The sequence below is a fragment of the Hymenobacter sp. R533113 genome (assembly GCF_056835965.1).
This window is the reverse complement of the sequence record NZ_JAKWBD010000011.1, coordinates 274,727-291,766: the sequence shown is the minus strand read 5'-3', so window position 1 is coordinate 291,766 and position 17,040 is coordinate 274,727. Positions and strand designations below refer to the sequence as shown.

The following is a 17,040-nucleotide window of genomic DNA, read 5'->3' as shown; positions in this document are numbered from 1 at the left end:
CTTCTTCACTGGGTCTCTGCCATACGATGCCGGTTTGGGTATTTCTTCTGAATGCAACAAGTTGCTTTTCTACTACTGCGCCCGATGCGTCCTGGAGCCGTAAAAACGCGTCAATGGCTTTCTCGTTACCTTCGCTTTGTTCGTTTTCCTTTCTCATTCCACCCCTCGCATGCCTTCATTCTTTCGCGCCGCCACCCTGGCAGCCTTGCTGACCACTACTGCCCCCGCTCTACAAGCTCAGACCGTCAAGGAACTCACCTACACCGTCACGATGGACCCGGCGGCCAACAGCAACGCGTTTCAGGTGAAGCTGCAGCTGCCTAAGCTCAAGAAAAGCCAGGATATCTACCAGTTTGCGGCCACCGCGCCCGGCACCTACCAGGTCATGGACATGGGCCGCTTTGTGAGCAACTTTGAAGCGTATGATGCCAAAGGTAAGCCGCTTGGTGCTAAGCAGCTGTCCACCAACCAGTGGCAGCTGACTAACCCCAAGAAAACCCGCGAAATCCGCTACACCATCGCCGAAACCTGGGATACGAAGGTGGAGGAGCACCCGATTTATCTGATGTGCGGCTCGTCATTGGAAGCTGACCACGCCCTGCTCAATGGCCAAACTATCTTGGGCTACCCCGAGGATATGCAGGGCAAACCGTTGCGCCTGAAGCTGGAGCACCCCAAGGACTGGAAAGTAGGCACCGTGCTCGTGCCCGACGCCCAGGGCTACTACCGCCTCGACGACTACGACCACGCCGTTGATTCGCCTATTCTGCTGGGCCGCCTCACCGAAGCCAGCACCAAGCTCGGCGACGCCGATGTGGCCCTGTACTGCTACTCCGCCACCGACCAGGTACTGGCCGGGCCGCTGCTGGGCCACATGCAGAAGATGCTCAATGCGGCCCAGGCCTTTCTGGGGGGCACTTTGCCGGTGAAGCGCTACGCTTTCCTGTATCATTTCGCCGATAAGTCGGCCGGGGCCTGGGAGCATTCCTACAGCTCGGAGTACGTGCTGCGCGAAACACCCATGACGCCCGAAGCGGCTCAGAACGTGGTGGATATTGCGGCCCACGAGTTCTTCCACATCGTGACGCCGCTGAACATTCACTCCGAAATCATCGAGCAGTTCAACTTCGTGAACCCGACCGGCTCGGAGCACCTGTGGCTCTATGAGGGCGTGACGGAATGGGCGTCGCACACCATGCAGCTCCGTGGCGGCCTCGTCTCGCTCGATGACTACCTCGAAACCCTGCACGATAAAGTCGTCTATGACCGTACCCGCGCCGATAGCACCTACAGCCTCAGTAAGCTGGGCCTGAACTCATTCAGCGACGAAGGCCAGAAGCAGTACGGCAACATTTACCAGCGCGGTGCCCTCACCGCCACTCTCCTCGATTTACGCCTGTTGGAGCTGAGCGGCGGCAAGCGCGGCCTGCGCGACGTGTTGCTGGAGCTGGCCAAGAAATACGGCCCCAATAAGCCCATCAGCGAGAAGAATTTCTTCCAGGATTTCACCCAACTTACCTACCCCGAAATCGGCGACTTCTTCGCCCGCTACATTCAAAAGCCGAGCCGCTGCCTTTGCAGGAGTACTTTGCCAAAGTGGGCATCCGCTACGACCGCAGCTTGCGCACCGGCCGCCAGATAGCCACCATCGGCCAGGCATCCTACCAGGTGCGGGGTGATGAAGTGTATATAACGGAGCTAAGTGCGCCAATAAAAGCGGCCGGCATCCGGGAAGGCGACCAAATTTCGGGTGTAAACGGCACTTTCGTAGATCGCCGCAATTTCGCTTCTGTATTCAGTAAGGTGCGGGAGCGGACCCCCAACACCGAATTGCCCATCACTATCCGTCGGGATGGCAAAGAGCAGATCGTGCGCGTGCGCCTCGCTTCTACGGATGAAGTGAAGAGCTACGCCTTCGTGCCTAATCCTGCTGCTACGCCGGCGCAGTTGGCGCTGCGTGAGGCCTGGATGAAGAATTTGTAGGGGCCTCACCCCCCGGCCCCCTCTCCCAAAAGAGGGGAGTCAGCCGCTCGGCCTGCGCCGCCCTGTCGGCTTCCGCCTCCAGCACGGCTACCGCGTTCTAGTGTTTAGAAAGTAAAAAAGCCCCCCGAGAACAAGTCGGGGGCTTTTATGTGTTGTTAAATTCACCTTCAAGCCATATCAGAAAAGCGGTTACGGAGGCGAAAGCCGACGTAGCAGCGTAGAACTAGTCGTTTGGCTCCCCCTTCGCCGCTTAATACGCAGAATCTTTGGAGAGGGGGTCGGGGGGTGAGGCCAACGTTGAACGACCAACATTACTACTTGACCGGAACCAACGCAGCTAGGAAACGTTGGCCAAAAACGCGCCCATTCTTACCACTGGCGCCCCAATACTATGTCTATATCCACCCAATCACTAGAGCAGGCACCCTTCCAAAACTCCTTTGTAGAGGAGTTGCGCGGTGAAGCCTCTCGCAATAAAAACCCGCGCCAGGTACCTGGCTACCACTACTCCCGCATCGAGCCCACGCCCGTGCGCGATCCGCACCTGCTGGCCTGGTCCGATGACCTGGGGGGCTTTTTGGGCATTGCCCGCCCCGAAGAGCGCGGCGCGGCCGTTGACGCATTGGCCGGTAACCTCGTGACAGACAGCATGAAGCCATTTGCGGCCCGTTATGGCGGACACCAGTTTGGTCATTGGGCGGGGCAGCTTGGCGACGGGCGCGCTATTTCTCTGGGCGAGCTAACGGCTGTTGATGGCTCTACCTGGGAAATCCAGTTGAAAGGCGCCGGCCCCACGCCATACTCGCGTCGCGCCGATGGCCGTGCTGTACTGCGCTCCTCTCTGCGGGAGTTCTTGTGCAGTGAAGCCATGCACTACCTCGGCGTACCGACTACGCGGGCGCTGAGCCTAGTTGGTACCGGCGATAAGGTGGTGCGAGACATGTTTTATAATGGCAACGCCCAGGAAGAGCCGGGCGCCGTAGTAGCGCGGGTGGCACCCACCTTCATCCGCTTCGGTAACTTTCAGATGATGGCCGTGGCCGGCGAAAAGGACAACCTGCGCGCCCTGGCCGACTACGTAATTCAGCACCACTACCCCGAGCTGGGCACGCCGTCGCCGGAGGTATATATGCGCTGGTTTGAGGAAGTGTGTCGGCGTACGGCCATCATGATAGCGCACTGGATGTCGGTGGGGTTTGTGCACGGCGTAATGAATACCGATAACATGTCCATCCTGGGCCTCACCATCGACTACGGGCCTTACGGCTGGCTGGAGCCTTATGAGCTTGACTGGACGCCCAACACCACCGACTTCAGCAGCCGGCGCTATGCCTTTGGTCAGCAGCCGCAGGTGGCGCTCTGGAATCTGTATCAATTGGCCAGAGCCGTTGCACACCTGGTAGAAGAGCCGGAAAAGCTGCGCGAAAGCCTAGATCACTACACCAGCACGCTGGCCGAAACTCAGCACGCCATGATGCTGCGCAAGCTCGGTCTCACTACTCAAGCAACAGGTGATGATCACGCCTTAACCGAAGCTCTACACGAAGCAATGGCCGAGTCGCAAGTAGACATGACGTTATTCTTCCGCCGTCTCTCACATGCTGCTCCTGCTTTGATAATAAGCCCGGAAAACCAGGATGCACTGTTCCAGGAGATAATTCAGGCTGCATCCTACGGCACGTCGCCCGAAGGAGAGCAGATGTTGCATCAGTGGCTGCAGCGTTACGCCAACCGACTCCGTCAGGAATCTGCTGACCCAGAGGCTATTCGCGAAAGCATGCTCAGCGCTAATCCGAAGTACGTGTTGCGCAACTACCTCGCTCAGCAGGCCATCGAAGCTGCCGAAACGGGTGATTTATCGGTGCTGAATCGGCTGATGGAAGTACTCAAAACTCCTTTTGCCGAGCAGCCTGAGCACGACGAGCTAGCCGCTAAACGCCCCGACTGGGCGCGCACGAAGGCCGGCTGCGCAACCCTGTCGTGCAGTTCGTAACCGGTCCCTTAGAACGAGGTAGAGACACAACTATGTGTCTCTACCTCGTTCCCTACTGCCCGAATCTATCAACGCGACTAGCCTCGACACTCAGAAGCAGGTTGAGTTAACTGTCGAATGGGCGGAAATAATGGAGGAATGCACCATTTCGCGTCTTGTCATTGTACGATTCCCGCGCGAGGAGACGCCAACTATTGCGTCTCTACCTCGTTTGGTTGCCTGAAGAATTAGCGCAAACAGCTTCTCAGACTTAAAAATTATTGCACAAAAAAATAGGTGTTCAATTTCCGGTTGCTGACCCTTGGTGTGCGGTCTACCTTCGTTCAAAAAAACGATGAACTCCTCCAACTACCACGTCTTTAAACAACTACATTATCTCCCCGAGCCGCTTTTGCTGCCCAACGTATGGGATGCCCGGAGCGCCATTATCTGTCAGGAAAGCGGCTTTAAGGCCATTGCCACTTCCAGTGCCGCTATGGCCAGTATGTTGGGCTACGCCGATGGGGAGAAGCTTACTTTCGACGAATTGCTGGCTGTAGTCAGGCGAATATGTGCGGTGGCTACGGTACCCGTTTCAGTAGATATGGAGGCTGGCTACAGCCGTAGCGCAGCTGTTATTTGCTCTCATATCGAGCAGCTACAGCAGGTGGGCGTAATCGGAATTAACATAGAGGACTCTGTAGTTGAAGACAGCAGAAAATTAGTTGATGCGCCCGTTTTTGCCCGCACTTTGGAACAGCTTAAAACCTTCTGTATCAACCACGGCATTGATCTGTTTGTCAACGCCCGCACGGACACTCATTTGCTGCAAATAGAAGAGCGTGTAGCCCAGACAACGGCCAGAATGCGCGCCTACGAAGACGCCGGCGCTGATGGCCTGTTTATTCCTGGCCTCACTAGCTTGCCTCACATGCAAGCGTTTTGTCAACAAACGAAACTACCTGTAAATGTGATGTGTATGCCCGATTTGCCCGCGTTTGATGAGCTAGCGAAAGCCGGGGTGAAGCGCATAAGCACGGGAAATTTTATGTTCGAGTTTTTGGCGAAGCAGCAAGAGAAAATGAGCGCTGGTATTCAGCACGAGCAAAGCTTTAACGCCTTGTTTCAATGAAAGCCGCGCCTGAGAAAACGAGGTCCTGGAGCCAGGAATATTATCGTGCCCTGGTCGAGAAAAACGTTGCCTACGAAGGGACGTTTATTGCCGCCGTCAAGACGACGGGAATCTTCTGCCGACCTACGTGCAGAGCCCGCAAGCCGAAGCCGGATAACGTCGAGTTTTTTCTGACATAGGACTTACGCACTTGCGGGGAGCAGGGCAGGAATGAGGGGCTTGGCGAGCAGCTGGCTCAAGTAGGGAGCCCATTGGTGCTGGTGGGCCTGATAAATCGTTTGGGCCGTTGATCGGGCAAACTCGCGCAGGGACACCCACGCCAGGTAGCAGCAGGCCAGATGGTTGCGCTGGGCCTGGGCACGGCGGCACTGGCATTTCTCGGCCCCGGTCAGCTGCTTGAAGCTGCGGTGAAACTCTTCCACCTGCCAGCGGGTGCGGGTGGTGGCCTCGACCAGCGGTTGGGTAAGCGTAAAGGCGAAGTTGTTGGTCACGACCCATTCAATGTCGCCGTTTGGGGCGACCAGCCGGAACAAGCGCACCGCAAACGGCACCTTCTGCAAGCGTACTTCCAAGCCGGTGCTCCACCCACCCGGCGGCGGGGCTACGTCGGCCAGGGACTGGTAGCCCCCTCTTTGCTGGCACTCACTAACCGGTTGCTTTTCAGGGTCGTGAAAAACGTCCAACCGGCCCGCTGAATCAGCTTCAGGTTGTCGCTGCCGCTGTACCAGGCATCGAACAGGAGCGTGCGGGCCTGAATTTTATTTTCCGCCACGACGTGGGCGAACATGGCCTGGAAATGCTCGTTTTTGGTCAGGCCATCCAGCTCCGGGGCATAGACGCGGTAGTCCAGGGGCAGAAAATCCCCGGCCTGTCCGCTGCTGTGGACCAGGTTAACCAGGCAGATGCCGGTGACCAGGCCATGTTCGTTGCCCGAATACTGGCGTTTGGCTACTTCAATGAAGCGACTGTAGCGCTTGTCCTGCACGCTATCATCGACCAGCAAAAAGGCCTCCGGCGAGTCGTGGAGCAAGGGCAAGACCAACTCGCGCAACTGCGTGGGCGAAAACGAGCTGCGGCGCAGAAATCGGTTCACTTGATCGTGGCTCACCTGCGACAGGTGCTCGGCCAAGTGCGTACACGTATAATTGCGGGGCGTACTAAGCAGGTACTCGATGTAAGTCGCTTGCGTCACCATAAAGCCAGGCTTTTTCTCAAGTTACTACTAAGTGCGTAAGTCCTATGACAACAAAACAGGCTATCCTGCACGGCTACCGGCCGTGTAAAGTGTGTAATCCGCTGGAAAAGTTGGGCGAAACCCCCGCCCATATCCAGGAGCTGCTGCGGGCAATGCACGCCAATCCATCGGTCAAATTGCAGGACGCACAGCTGCGGGCAAAAGGCGTGGAGCCGAGTACTTTGCGCCGGTGGTTTCTGAAAAATCACGGCCTTACGTTTCATGCGTATCAGCGCATGGTGCGCATCAATGCCGCCTTTAAAAAACTCCAGCGCGGCGACTCCGTGACGACTACTGCCTTTGAGGCCGGCTACGAGTCGCTGAGCGGCTTTCAGGATTCTTTTAAATCTGTGTTTGGCGTAGCGCCATCCAATAGCAAGCAACAGCAGGTGATTGATCTTATTCGCCTGGAAACCCCGCTGGGAACCATGATTGCCTGCGCCGTAGCCCAGGGTATTTGCCTGCTCGAATTCACGGATCGGAAGATGCTGGAGACTGAGCTGCAAGCCATAGCCAAGCTGCTGAACGCTACTATTGTGCAAGGCGCTAATCCGCACTTCGACCTGCTGGAGCTTCAGCTCAACGAGTACTTCGCGGGCCGGCGGCGGGAGTTTTCCGTGCCACTTTCTACGCCCGGCACCGACTTTCAGCAAGCCGTATGGCAAGCTCTGCAAACGATACCCTACGGCGCTACCCGCTCGTACCAACAGCAGGCAGCGGCCCTGCAACGGCCCGGCGCGGTGCGGGCCGTTGCGGCGGCCAATGGTACGAACCGAATCTCTATTCTGGTGCCTTGCCACCGGGTTATTGGCTCCGACGGCCAGCTGACCGGCTACGGCGGCGGGCTGTGGAGAAAGAAATGGTTACTCAATCTGGAAGCTCAAAGCCCGCAACCAGCTTTAGTAATCTAGACCAGTGTGGTACCACGGCTTTGGAGTCGTAGTACCACACCAGCCCAGATCTGGGGGGCATTTATTGGAGGCAGCCCGCAACCCGGTGGGCTCTACCTTTGCGTAGTGGCCTGCCAGCGTATTCCGGGCTACGCACCGCATGTTACATTCTCAGGATTCTTCTTCTTTGCCAGCGGCCGGGCCGCATCCGCACAAGTACGTGCTGCCGGGCCTGACCCTGGCCGAGCTGACCAGCGCTACGGTGGCGCAGCGTTGCGCCGGGCTGCCGCCTACGGATAGCCGCACGCTGGCTTCTATTCAGCCCGAAATGCTGGTGCTGGATAACGGCACATTTACCAGCTTGGCGCACGCGGCCAGCGAGTTGCGGTTTCCAACGGTGATTGTGCAGCAAAACGGGTCGGACCTGGTGTTGTCCTGCGCCTGTACTACTCCGAAAACTAGTCTGTGCGAGCATCAGGAGCTGGTGCTGCTCAGCATTTTGCAACGCAAGGAACTGCGCCTGTTCTTCGACAAACCCGCCCGCCACGCCTATCTGCGTGCCCTGGCCCGCGATTATGGCCTGGAGCAGGCGGAAGACCTCGATGCGCATTTTGAGCTGATATATACTCGCCCGTCATCGGTAAGCGCGATGCCTCGGCAACCCGGCTTATACGCGGTTACGGCCACTACCAAGCACGAATTGATCACCCAGTTGCTGCCCACGAAACAAGGCCCAGCCGCTGATTTGCCCCCCAGCCAGCAGTTGCTGGTGTTGAGTAAGCACCGCTATTACGGCCACCTGACTATTTACCTGGCGGAGGCGGCTATGACGGCTACGGGCAAAGTCAAAAACCCGGTGACTGTCATCAATCCGCTGGATGGCATCTGGCAGCTTCAGCACCCCGACGAGGTCAAGTTTTACACCGCCATTTCCCACTTTCAGCGCAACTACGAAGACACCCGCTCCAGCGCTGCCATCAGTGCCTTGCGGGCCGTGGTGCATAACCCCGCCGGATTGCCAGTTTATGCGCACAATACGAGTGTTTCGGACAATATCACGGCTCAGTCGATTACCCCAGTGAAACTCCGCCATACCAAGCTGGACCTGCGAATTCTCGTCGAGCAACAGGGTGATTATTACCAGATCAGCGGCAAGCTCTGGCTCCACGACCAGCCCTTTGACCTGAAAGGCCTAACCATTCAGTACGAGTATTTTGTGGCCGTGCACGGGGCGCTGTACTTGCTCGATGACCTGGATGTGTGGCGGGTGGTTGAGTTTTTTCAGAAGCGCAACAACACCCTCCTGATTCACCAAGCGAAGTTCATTGAGTTTCAGCGCGATGTGCTGGCCAACCTGGAAAACCGCCTGCACGTCACCTACGGGTATATGCGGCTCGCTACGCCTAAGCAACTGGCGGAGAGCGATTTCAATGACGCCCCAGAACTGCTGCTTTATCTCTCCGATGCCGGTGCCCATGTGGAGCTGTTGCCGGTGATGCGCTACGGTCCGACCGAAGTTTCTATCCTGTCGCGCCGGCAGCTATACGCCACTGATGAGCTGGGCCGGGCCTTTGTGCTGGCGCGGGATGCGGCGGCTGAAAACCGCTTTTTAGCGGCTTTGCTGCGCCATTATCCCGACTTTCAGGAGCAGCTTAGTCAGGAGAGTTTGTACGTGCCAAAAACACAGTTTTTGCAGGAAGAATGGTTTTTGGATGCGTTCGAAGACTGGCGCAACCTGGGCATCACCATTCTGGGCTTTAATCAGCTCAAGAGCAATACCTTCAACCCCAATAAAGCCCACGTAACGGTGTGTGTGACGGGCGAGAATAATTGGTTTGATACGGTATTGCGGGTGCGCTTTGGCAAGCAGGAAGCATCTATGCGCAATCTGCACAAAGCCATCCGCAACAAGAGCCGCTACGTGCAGCTCGACGACGGCACCCGCGGTATTCTGCCCCAGGAATGGGTCGAAAGATTTGCCGCTTACTTCGCGGCGGGCGAAGTGGTAGAGGACCTCATCCGAACACCCAGCGTCAACTTCGCCACCTTGGAAGAGCTATATGAACCGGAGGCACTGCTACCGAACGCCCAAAACCAATTAGCCTGCTACAAAGCCGCCGTGGCCGATTTTGCCGGCATCAAGCCCGTGAATTTGCCCCCCGACTTGCGTGCTACCCTGCGCGACTACCAGCACCAGGGCCTGAACTGGCTGAACTTCCTCGATACTTTCAACTTCGGCGGTTGCCTGGCCGACGATATGGGCTTGGGCAAAACCCTGCAAGTGCTGGCCTTTATCCTGCTTCAGCGCGAAAAAGCCCCCCAGGCACTAACTTGGTCGTGGTGCCAACCTCCCTGGTGTTCAACTGGCTGGCGGAGGTAGAAAAGTTTGTGCCCACACTGCGCGTCCACGTCCTGCACGGCGCCGACCGGGGTCTCCATACGCGGGAGTTTGACAACGCCGATATCGTGCTGACGACCTACAATACCGTCGTGTCGGACATTCGCTGGCTGCGGGAGTATCGCTTCAACTACGTGTTTCTGGATGAAGCTCAGGCCATCAAAAACCCTGATTCTCAGCGCTACCAGGCTGCTTGTTTGCTCCAGGCTCGCAACCGCGTGGTGCTTACCGGTACGCCCGTCGAGAATAGTACCTACGATTTGTACGGACAGCTTTCCTTCGCTTGCCCCGGCCTGCTGGGTAGCCGACAGCATTTCCAGGACTTGTATGCCGCGCCCATTGATAAGTTTAAAGACGCGAAGCGGGCGCGGGCGCTCCAACGCAAAATCAACCCGTTCGTGCTGCGGCGCACCAAGGCCCAGGTGGCCGCCGAGCTGCCCGACAAAACGGAAATGGTGCTTTATTGCGAGATGGGGGCCGAGCAGCGCCGGGTGTACGAGGCCTGCAAGCAGGAGTATCGGGCGAAGCTGATGGGCTTGCTTGAGGAAGCGCCCGGCAAAAGCAGTCTGCACATTTTGCAGGGCCTCACCAAGCTGCGCCAGATCTGCGATGCGCCGGCCTTGCTGCGCGAGCAGGAATACTACGGTTCGGCGTCGGCCAAGCTGGAAGTATTGCTGGAAGAAATCAGCACAAAAGCCCCCCAGCACAAAATCCTGATCTTCTCGCAGTTCGTGGGCATGCTCAACCTCATCAGGCGTGAGCTCGACCAGCGCAACGTTACTTACCAGTACCTCACCGGCCAAACCCGCAACCGCGCCGCGGCCGTCACCGCGTTCCAGGAAGACGATTTGGTGCGCGTGTTTCTCATCAGCCTGAAAGCCGGCGGCACCGGCCTGAACCTCACCGAAGCCGACTACGTCTACCTCGTTGACCCGTGGTGGAACCCCGCCGTGGAAAACCAGGCCATCGACCGCAGCCACCGCATCGGCCAAACCAAAAAAGTAGTGGCCGTCCGCCTCATCTGCCCCGATACAATTGAGGAGAAAATTATGAAGCTCCAGGAGGCCAAGCGGGAGCTGGCCTACGAGCTAATCAAAACCGATACCTCGCTAGTAAAGTCGCTGACGAAGCAGGAGCTGCTGACGTTGTTTAGTTGAGGTTAATTGCTAACCTTCCGAACGTCATGCAGCGCGCAGCGCAGCATCTCGCTCGCGGTAGTAAGAGTAGTAATCCAGCTAAACACGCGAGATGCTTCGCTGCGCTCTGCATGACGTTCGGAAGGTTTTACAGCACTTGCTTTAATGCTTGTAAGGAATGCTACTTCCCCTTCACATAAAACGGAATATTCGCCGTAGCTACGTTATCATGCCCATCATAAGCATACACAAATAACCGATACGCGCCTTCCTTCGCTGGGGCGGTGAGCTTGGTTTGGTCTTTGGCGCCGGCTGGAATTAGGCCCGGAATAGCAACCGGGCGGCTTTCCCGGTCGCCGCCGGATTTGAGGTCAGTGCTTTCGGGGAGCAGCTCGTAGCGGTAGGTGAGCGGGTCTTTGTTGGGGTCGGTGACGGTGGCCACGACGGGGTAGCTTTGGCCGGCTTGCAGGTAGATGTTGTCGGTGGCTTGCTTGCCATCCAGCAAAAAGCCCCCCAGGTGCGGGGCCCGATTTTGGGGCCACTTGCCGCTCCACAGATACTGCATTACATCCACCACTTCCGATTCCTTGCCATCCTCCGTGAAGAGGCTGTACCAGGTAGGCGTGCGCTCCTGCTTCTGGCCCCACAAAAACACGTAGGTGCCCAGGCACTGCGTTTTGTCCTTGGCAATGGAGGCCTCGTAGCGGCTCTGGTACACGGCGGCTTTCTGGCTGCTGGTTTCCTCCACCGACGCTTTCCAGGGCGTGACGGGGCTTTCCCAATGGCCCGTCGGTCCCCACTCGGCTACCACGTAAGGGCCGGTCCAGCCCATGTCGCGCACCTGCCGCGGCAGGGCAGCCAGCCCGGCGTAGGTGTTGATGCCGAGAATATCGACGGCCGGGCACCTGGCCTTGATGTAGTTTACTTCCTTTTGGTTGAGGCCGGCCAACACAGTGCTGGTAGGATGGTTGGGGTCCACTTCGTGAATCATCTGGGCAATCTCCTGCACGGCATCCCAGACTTTCGGGTTGGTGTACTCCAGGTTCAGCTCATTGCCGATACCCCAGAATAAAACGGTCGGATTGTCTTTGTACTTCACCACCTCGGCGCGCAGCTTCCGAAGCTGCTCGGCCACGGCCTGGGGGTTGTTGTAGTCGAATCCGTGGCGCTCGGGGGTTACATACAAGCCCATCATCACGGTGAGGCCGTGTTTATTGGCGTCGGCCAGCACCTTGCCGGCATCGTTGGTAGCCCAGGTACGAATAGAGTTGCCCCCGCAAGCCTTGATGCGCTCCGGAAATTGCCCCCCACCGGCTCCCTTAATGAAGTAAGGTTGCCCGCCCCGTAGCAGCTCATAGCGGCCGTTCACTTGCTTGACTTCAACCTTAACGGGGCCAGTCTGGGCGCAGGCTACGGAGGTAAGTGCGAGCAGAGAAAGGCAGAGGAGGAGCTTCATAAGGTCTGGGGGCTTTTCGGGTGAAGCTAGCTGGATCCGGCCGCTATACAGCCTGTGCGGTTATTCACCAGCTGCTACAGCGGCTCGTCGTTGCTGGTATTGCTGGCGCCGGGGTCCGTGTCGCCGCCCATGTCGGACTGCGTACCGGCTGCGGTGGGGTCGGTGGGAGTTTCCGTCGCGGCTTCGCTTTCCGTGGTGGGCGTGGTATCCTCGGCGTCAGCTGTTGCGGGTGGCGCGGCCGTGGGGGCGCTATTGGGGCGGGGCTGGTTGGTAACGGTAGGGGCGTCGGCGCTCTGGGTATCGGCGGTGCCTTTCGTGGGTAGCGTATTATCAGCCGGATTAGTCTGCCTGGGGGGCGTTTTGGGGTCCATAGCGGTTGTGCCTAGAGGGTGAGAAAGGGCCGCTGAAGAGGCAGCAGCTGCTAGGCGGCTATACGGCGTAGCTGAACCGTTGGCTGTGCTACACTAGCGCTAGTTGGGAGCTGTTGACTTTGCTTTATTACTAGAAAATCAACCAGCGAAGAACACCAAGTAGAGCCCAACGAGAACGACTAGTACAACTAATACAGGGGTTACGTAGCGATTATCATTTACTGAGCCAGCCGACTTTGCAGGTGCGTTATGATTCGGGTTTTTCAAAAAAGCGCTTATGGCCTCAAGCACATTACTCATGTGTGTATTAGCATTTTCAACTTCGTGCGCTTCGTCGAATGAACCAACTTTGCGTCGTATTTCTATATGTATGTCTGTTTTGTCGGCAGTTAAGCTCTTTAAGGTTATATCGATGTATACACCAATTGAAAGTGTTTCTAAGGCACTGAACGTGTATATATTCATTACATCGTTGATAGTTCTTAGCGTGTATGCTTTATCAAAATAAGCTGGGAACTTTTGGACGGCTGATGCGACCTCGATTATACCAAAATTTACTACAACACTTTTTGTAAGATTTTCTACTGATGCCATGATTAGCTTATTTATTTTAGATAGAGTTTTTATAAAAATATTCGTAAAAATTTTAGTCACTAGTGCTCTCAACTAGCGCGAGTTTAGCGCAGCGTAACTCGTGCAGGTTTTGCTGTGGGGCGCAGCCTCACCCATCAGAACGATTTTGACTACTCAATAATGGTGCGGTCCCTAATTGCCGCTCACGCGGCAGTGAAGGTACAACCTCCACGCTAAGGTCAGTCACAAGTATGCTGCGCTAAACTCGCGCCAGTTGAGATGCAATTGGCTAACCTGTAGAAAATAGCTATTACTACAGTTTCTCAGGTTGCTGATGTAGCCCTGGGGGCTTTTAGAGAAATGTAGCCTGGGCTAACAACTAGTGGTTTTCCCTACATACTCAATGGGCGTGGTCGTAGCTGACGACGCGCGTTACTTTCCACTGACCGTCTTTTAGTCGCCAAACCATCATGTTTTTGAAGGTGCCGCAGTCGTCTTTGCCATTCTCGACGTGGCAGAATCGGTGCAGATGGGCATCTACCGCCCCGTAGCCCGGAATGGGATACACCTCCAGGCTGCCGGGCACCAGCTGCCGGTTCAGGCCGGTCGTTTTATTCTGTTCAAACAGACTCCGGAAGCCTTCCATCGTTTTGCGGAAATCGGCCAGGCCGCCTTTGTCGTGGTAGAATTCGAGGTCTTCAGCGAAGAAGGTTTGCAACTGCTCCGCGTCGTGGCGGTTGAAGGCCGCGAACATGGCGCTGTCGAGGCGGCCTATGGTGGTATACAAGTCCTTATCGGCGGGCGACTGCGTGGCGGCGGGTGGCGGCGCGGGTTTGCTCGTGGAGCAGGCTCCAGCTGCCAGGAGCAACGCTGTACCGAGCATTACTGCACCTATAGCCGGGCGAAAATTTGTGGTAAATAAGTGGTGGGCGCGTGATAGGTAGAAACGAACCTCCATAGAATAGTGGGGGGCTTTTTTACTACTACTATGCTTTGAAAAGCTGCTGCCTCTCTGCAAAGCAAGGCAGAACAAGCTAGCCTGAAATAGCAGGAGCTGTAAACAAAATGGGTTTGCCAGGCCAATTCGCAGTGTTTCCGGAGGCATCCATTAAGGTAAATGTCACGGAAAAATTCCTTCCTTTTTCCAAAGCAAATGCCCCGGCACACATGCCATGCCCAAGTGAGAGAATATTCTTGGTAGCAAACGGCAAATAGTAAGCAGTTGTCTTGCCGCTAGCTAAGTTCTTGACGGTCGCTTTTATCAAGCAATACGATTGGTCTTGCACTACGCCATAAAAATCAACGGCTACCTCTGGCCCGCACCCCATTTGTTCGTAGCGCTTCGCCATTTCTCGGGGCATAGCTTTCCACACAGGTGCTACGTTATCTACTCCGGCTACTACCGTGTAAACGATTCGGCTGCTATTGTGTGCAAGAATTATATTGCTGATGCCGTCTGCTTTTGCGCGTTCTCGGGCATCATAAATTATCAGCTCGTATTGTTTCCCTATTTTCAGCTTTTGTTTGGGCTTCAGAACGGCTTGCGTCAAGTGATATTCACCCACTAGTATCTGCTGCACTTCAAGAGGGACTAGCTGGGTTCCGGATAATAAAAAAGCTGTATGGGTAGTGCGGAGGCCTTTGATTATCACCTGGCTCTCGTCATAGCCATCAATCACAAAGACCGCGCTTTGCTGAATTGTCTTGCCAAGAGGCCAGCATGTGATTCGACTCGAATAACATTTAGCGTGAGTCGTGAAGGCTGCCAGAACCAATAGAAGCAAGACTGTTAGGGCTTTCATGCTAGAGAATAGTAAATGACTGGAATAAAGATGTTTAGCCGAGGTATTTTAAGGTGTACTACTGTTTCGGGTTTAGCCAATTTTCAGGGGCGGGCCCACTACTTTCATCTCGTTAGCAGCAAATATTTTGGCAATTTCCTGGGGCGTAGGCTCCGTTTTTAAAGCCGCCAACGTCATAAAAAACTCTTCCAGTTTTCCAGCGGGCTGAAATGTCACCACCATGCGGCCGGTTGCGCTCACCTGGGTCCAGGCATGGGGAACCTGCCGGGGCAGGAAGATGCTTTCGCCCGTTTTAAGCGAGTATTTATCTTCTCCTACCTGGAAGTAATATTCGCCGTCCAGCACATAAAACACCTCGTCCTGCTTGAAGTGCACATGCAGAGGCGTACCTCGGCCGGGCGAGAGGCTGGTCTGCTCAAAAATGGCTAAGCCGCCGTTGGTGTCTTTGCCCGATACCTTGAGGTCCAGAATGTTGGAGTTGACGCCCAGCAGCTGCATGTGGCCGTGAAGTCGACCTTCGCCGGCGCTTACCTTAAAGCCTTTGCCTATTGGGTCGGAAACGAGCTGTATTTGCCCCCCAGCTACGAATGGCAGGCCGGCCAGCGATGTTTGAATAAAGCGTCTGCGCTCCATAGCGAGTAGGGTTGAAAGATAGTGCGGTCTGGTTTGCCTGCAAGCAGCCTAGCCGCTAACTGACACTGCCATGCGGGCTGGTGATTTCACTATACCGCTCTAGCTGTCAGTTGAATATACCATATTTATTATTTAGAACACTGATTATCTGAGTTGCCCGGCAGTTCTGGCGAAGCGGCTTACTTTATTGCTCAGAACTCTAAGTGTCTGACTGGCCTTAAGGCAATGATAGGCTAAGGAATTGCTCTATAAACACGCTGGATGCGCCAGGAAATGCGTATAGCTCAAAGGCAAGCGCCCGTACTCAATGCCGGACGATGCCAATAGATGTCAGGCTTAATTATTCGGAAAGCAGAGCAGTATGGAAACAGAGCAGATAAACACCAGCACAAGGCTCACCTACGAAGCAGCGCCGATCATGGGTGGGCTGTACGGCGATGGTATCATTGGGCTCAAAAGTGCCTTCACTCGTAAATGGGCGCAGCAGCTCGGCGAAGATATTGCCGTGCTGTACGAAGCGGCCCTGAAGCGCCCCGGTGGTGCGCTGGGCCGCGGCCCCAAACGCCACTACGTCGAGATCCACCCCGAAGACATTCGCGGCTTCGTGGAGCTGGCCACTCATCCTTGGGTAATAGCGGTTTGTGAGGCCGTGCTCGGACCAGAATACAAAATCGTGGAAATCGGCTTCGACGTGCCCAATCCTGGGGCCATGAACCAGCCCTGGCACCGCGACTTTCCCGCCCCCGACGACACGATTATCGGCCGCCGCCTTAATTCACTGGCCTTCAACCTCACCACCGTGGATGTGACCGAGGATATGGGCCCTTTCGAAATTGCTCCCGGCACCCAGTGGGATTTGCCCCTTGGTTTTGAGCACGATATGTTTCCGCCTAAAGCCAATAGCCCCCGCTATGAGCAGCGCGCCCAGCGCAAATATCCGCAGATGGGCGACATATCGGCTCGCTCGGCCCTCACCATGCACCGCGGCACGGCCAACTATTCCACCAAGTCGCGCCCCGCGCTGGTGCTCGGTGTAGATGCTCCCACCGCCAACAACGCCGAGCGCCACGACCTGCAAATAACCCATGCCTTCTACGCTACCCTCCCCGAAACCCTTAAGCAGCACCTAACCTGCCGCTTGGTCGATGAGCTGGAATCCATCGTGCAAGGCCACACGATTGAAGGGTTGATGATGGGTGAGGCGTAAAGGGGCGCGCTTTTATTCTAAGCCAGAAATTCTATAGCCTAGAAAGCTAGTTCCCCTCCTCCGCTGAATTTCGCACATCAAGCATTGGCATGAAGCAGTATGGGCTAGGGGTGGTTGGCGACCGTTGTTTTTCTCAACTGGTAAGTTACGCAGACGCAGATGCCAGGCCCAAAACACGTCCACAATGCATTGCGAAACAGCTTCTAAAGGAAGTCAACAGCTCAGGTTCTGAACAGATACCTAATTGAAGCCG

General features: G+C 55.9%; 15 protein-coding genes and 1 pseudogene. 9 read left to right on the top strand and 7 right to left on the bottom strand.

Annotation, left to right across the window (positions count from 1 at the left end; all coding sequences use genetic code 11):
* Nucleotides 1–169 precede the first annotated feature (169 nt).
* The 5 genes from MKZ35_RS08330 (at nt 170) to MKZ35_RS08310 (ending at nt 5,266) form a co-directional block, all read left to right on the top strand.
* Nucleotides 170–1,642, top strand: coding sequence for a M61 family metallopeptidase (locus MKZ35_RS08330; protein WP_482512766.1), 1,473 nt, complete (start codon nt 170–172; stop codon nt 1,640–1,642).
* On the top strand, nt 1,576–1,983 hold the full coding sequence (locus MKZ35_RS08325; protein WP_482512765.1) for a PDZ domain-containing protein: 408 nt from the start codon (nt 1,576–1,578) through the stop codon (nt 1,981–1,983). Before MKZ35_RS08330 ends, MKZ35_RS08325 begins: the two co-directional genes overlap by 67 nt.
* A 391-nt stretch (nt 1,984–2,374) precedes the next feature.
* On the top strand, nt 2,375–3,976 hold the full coding sequence (locus MKZ35_RS08320) for a protein adenylyltransferase SelO (RefSeq protein WP_482512764.1): 1,602 nt from the start codon (nt 2,375–2,377) through the stop codon (nt 3,974–3,976).
* A 334-nt stretch (nt 3,977–4,310) separates the two neighbouring features.
* The gene (locus MKZ35_RS08315; protein WP_482512763.1) at nt 4,311–5,087 is read left to right on the top strand and encodes an isocitrate lyase/PEP mutase family protein; all 777 of its coding nucleotides are present in this window, start codon (nt 4,311–4,313) and stop codon (nt 5,085–5,087) included.
* Nucleotides 5,084–5,266 (top strand): Ada metal-binding domain-containing protein, encoded by a 183-nt coding sequence (locus MKZ35_RS08310; RefSeq protein WP_482512762.1) that lies wholly within the window; start codon nt 5,084–5,086, stop codon nt 5,264–5,266. The genes MKZ35_RS08315 and MKZ35_RS08310 overlap by 4 nt, the downstream gene beginning before the upstream one ends.
* 3 nt (nt 5,267–5,269) lie before the next feature.
* Here MKZ35_RS08310 and MKZ35_RS08305 read toward each other — a convergent pair.
* Nucleotides 5,270–6,282 (bottom strand): annotated as a pseudogene (locus tag MKZ35_RS08305) (IS701 family transposase).
* A gap of 44 nt (nt 6,283–6,326) precedes the next feature.
* On the opposite strand from MKZ35_RS08305, the gene MKZ35_RS08300 reads away from it, so the two are divergent.
* The 3 genes from MKZ35_RS08300 to MKZ35_RS08290 all read left to right on the top strand — a co-directional run bounded on the left by MKZ35_RS08300 (nt 6,327) and on the right by MKZ35_RS08290 (nt 10,766).
* Nucleotides 6,327–7,232, top strand: a complete 906-nt coding sequence (locus MKZ35_RS08300) for a bifunctional transcriptional activator/DNA repair enzyme AdaA (protein WP_482512761.1) — start codon at nt 6,327–6,329, stop codon at nt 7,230–7,232.
* Between the two features lie 139 nt (nt 7,233–7,371).
* Complete coding sequence (locus tag MKZ35_RS08295; protein WP_482512760.1) at nt 7,372–9,591, top strand: SNF2-related protein; 2,220 nt, start codon at nt 7,372–7,374, stop codon at nt 9,589–9,591.
* A complete protein-coding gene (locus tag MKZ35_RS08290; RefSeq protein WP_482512759.1) occupies nt 9,552–10,766 on the top strand; it encodes a DEAD/DEAH box helicase in 1,215 nt (404 codons plus the stop codon). The genes MKZ35_RS08295 and MKZ35_RS08290 overlap by 40 nt, the downstream gene beginning before the upstream one ends.
* 160 nt (nt 10,767–10,926) lie before the next feature.
* Here the strand turns inward: MKZ35_RS08290 and MKZ35_RS08285 are convergent, their stop codons facing one another.
* The 6 genes from MKZ35_RS08285 to MKZ35_RS08260 form a co-directional block, all read right to left on the bottom strand.
* Complete coding sequence (locus MKZ35_RS08285; RefSeq protein WP_482512758.1) at nt 10,927–12,201, bottom strand: glycoside hydrolase 5 family protein; 1,275 nt, start codon at nt 12,199–12,201, stop codon at nt 10,927–10,929.
* A gap of 74 nt (nt 12,202–12,275) precedes the next feature.
* Nucleotides 12,276–12,572, bottom strand: coding sequence for a hypothetical protein (locus tag MKZ35_RS08280; protein WP_482512757.1), 297 nt, complete (start codon nt 12,570–12,572; stop codon nt 12,276–12,278).
* 138 nt (nt 12,573–12,710) lie between these two features.
* Nucleotides 12,711–13,166 carry a hypothetical protein gene (locus tag MKZ35_RS08275; RefSeq protein ID WP_482512756.1) on the bottom strand — a complete coding sequence of 152 codons (456 nt, stop codon included), beginning with the start codon at nt 13,164–13,166 and terminating at the stop codon, nt 12,711–12,713.
* A gap of 379 nt (nt 13,167–13,545) precedes the next feature.
* On the bottom strand, nt 13,546–14,103 hold the full coding sequence (locus tag MKZ35_RS08270) for a nuclear transport factor 2 family protein (RefSeq protein WP_482512755.1): 558 nt from the start codon (nt 14,101–14,103) through the stop codon (nt 13,546–13,548).
* Nucleotides 14,104–14,179: 76 nt separating this feature from the next.
* The gene (locus MKZ35_RS08265; protein WP_482512754.1) at nt 14,180–14,947 is read right to left on the bottom strand and encodes a hypothetical protein; all 768 of its coding nucleotides are present in this window, start codon (nt 14,945–14,947) and stop codon (nt 14,180–14,182) included.
* A gap of 72 nt (nt 14,948–15,019) precedes the next feature.
* Nucleotides 15,020–15,580 carry a cupin domain-containing protein gene (locus MKZ35_RS08260; RefSeq protein WP_482512753.1) on the bottom strand — a complete coding sequence of 187 codons (561 nt, stop codon included), beginning with the start codon at nt 15,578–15,580 and terminating at the stop codon, nt 15,020–15,022.
* A gap of 361 nt (nt 15,581–15,941) precedes the next feature.
* Between MKZ35_RS08260 and MKZ35_RS08255 the strand changes: the two genes are divergently transcribed.
* Entirely contained in the window at nt 15,942–16,787 is an 846-nt protein-coding gene (locus MKZ35_RS08255; RefSeq protein WP_482512752.1) for a phytanoyl-CoA dioxygenase family protein, read from the top strand.
* Nucleotides 16,788–17,040: the final 253 nt, after the last annotated feature.